The sequence below is a fragment of the Kitasatospora sp. NPDC091257 genome, assembly GCF_044757675.1.
Lineage (GTDB): Bacteria > Actinomycetota > Actinomycetes > Streptomycetales > Streptomycetaceae > Kitasatospora > Kitasatospora lactacystinica.
In genome coordinates, this window is sequence record NZ_JBIVVI010000256.1 from 1 (window position 1) to 1,598 (window position 1,598).

At 72.0% G+C, this 1,598-nt stretch carries 2 protein-coding genes and 1 pseudogene; all 3 read left to right on the top strand.

Annotated features, from left to right (window positions below; translation table 11 throughout):
• Positions 1-671, top strand: a 671-nt coding sequence (locus tag ACIQOV_RS14660; protein ID WP_401048587.1) for a phosphoadenylyl-sulfate reductase, incomplete at its 5' end; no start/stop codon positions are given.
• Between the two features lie 47 nt (positions 672-718).
• Positions 719-1,300, top strand: a complete 582-nt coding sequence (gene cysC / locus ACIQOV_RS14665) for an adenylyl-sulfate kinase (protein WP_401048599.1) — start codon at positions 719-721, stop codon at positions 1,298-1,300.
• A pseudogene (locus ACIQOV_RS14670) lies at positions 1,297-1,598 on the top strand (phosphoadenosine phosphosulfate reductase family protein); the annotation flags it as partial. The gene cysC and the pseudogene ACIQOV_RS14670, both read left to right, overlap by 4 nt.

Below are 1,598 nucleotides of genomic sequence, written 5' to 3' on the forward strand. Positions count from 1 at the left end.
TGGCGGAGAGGGCCGGGCGCGCGTTGGAGGAGGCCTCCGCGCAGGAGGTCCTCGCCTGGGCGGCCGAGACCTTCGGCGGGCGGTTCTGCGTGACCTCCTCGATGGAGGACGCGGTGGTGGCCCATCTGGCGTCCTCGGTGTTCCCGGGGGTGGACGTGGTGTTCCTGGACACCGGTTACCACTTCCCGGAGACCATCGGGACGCGGGACGCGGTGGCCGCGACCATGCCGGTCAACGTCATCACACTCACCCCGCTGCGGACGGTGGCCGAGCAGGACGCCGAGCACGGGCCGCGGTTGCACGACCGCGACCCGGACCTGTGCTGCGCCCTGCGCAAGGTCGAACCGCTCAACCGGGGCCTGGCCGGCTACGACGCCTGGGCCACCGGGCTGCGCCGCGACGAGTCCCCGACCCGGGCGAACACCCCGGTGGTGTCCTGGGACCCCAAGCGCCGCAAGGTCAAGATCGCCCCGATCGCCCGCTGGACCCAGGAAGACGTGGACGCCTACGTCGCCGCCCACGGCGTGCTGCTCAACCCGCTGCTGTGGGAGGGCTACACCTCGGTCGGCTGCGCCCCGCTGTCCTGCACCCGCAAGCCCGCCGAGGGCGAGGACGCCCGGGCCGGCCGCTGGTCCGGCTCCGGCAAGACCGAGTGCGGCATCCACCTCTGACCATCCGTCAATTCTCGTGTAAGGAAAGAACCGTGACAGCTGACACTCTGGCCGCCGACGGAGCCGTAGAGGCGGCCCGCGCGGCCGCCCCCTGCGAGCGCGGCGCCACCGTGTGGCTGACCGGGCTGCCGAGCGCGGGCAAGACCACGCTGGCCTTCGCCCTGGCCGAGCGACTGCGCGCCGAGGGCCACAAGGTCGAGGTCCTCGACGGCGACGAGATCCGCGAGTTCCTCTCCAAGGGCCTCGGCTTCACCCGCGAGGACCGCCACACCAACGTCACCCGCATCGGCTACGTCGCCGAGAAGCTCGCCGCCAACGGCGTCAAGGTCCTCGCCCCGGTCATCGCCCCGTTCGCCGACTCCCGCGCCGCGGTGCGCGAACGGCACGCGGCCGCCGGCACCGACTTCCTGGAGATCCACGTCGCCACCCCGGTCGAACTGTGCGCCGAACGCGACGTCAAGGGCCTCTACGCCCAGCAGGCCGCCGGCGAGATCACCGGCCTCACCGGCGTCGACGACCCCTACGAGGCCCCGGAGCACCCGGAGCTGCGCCTGCAGACCCGGGGCCGCGAGGTCACCGAGTCCGCCGCCGAACTGCACGCCTTCCTGACCGAACGGGGCCTGGCATGACCACCGTGACCGACACCTTGGTCCGCACGGACGACAACCCCTTCGCGCTGTCCCACCTGGACGCGCTGGAGGCCGAGTCGGTGCACATCTTCCGCGAGGTCGCGGGGGAGTTCGAACGCCCGGTGATCCTGTTCTCCGGCGGCAAGGACTCCATCGTCATGCTGCACCTGGCCCTCAAGGCCTTCGCCCCCGCACCGGTGCCGTTCTCCCTGCTGCACGTCGACACCGGGCACAACTTCCCCGAGGTCATCGACTACCGCGACCGCGCCGTGGCGCGGCACAACCTGCGCCTGCACAT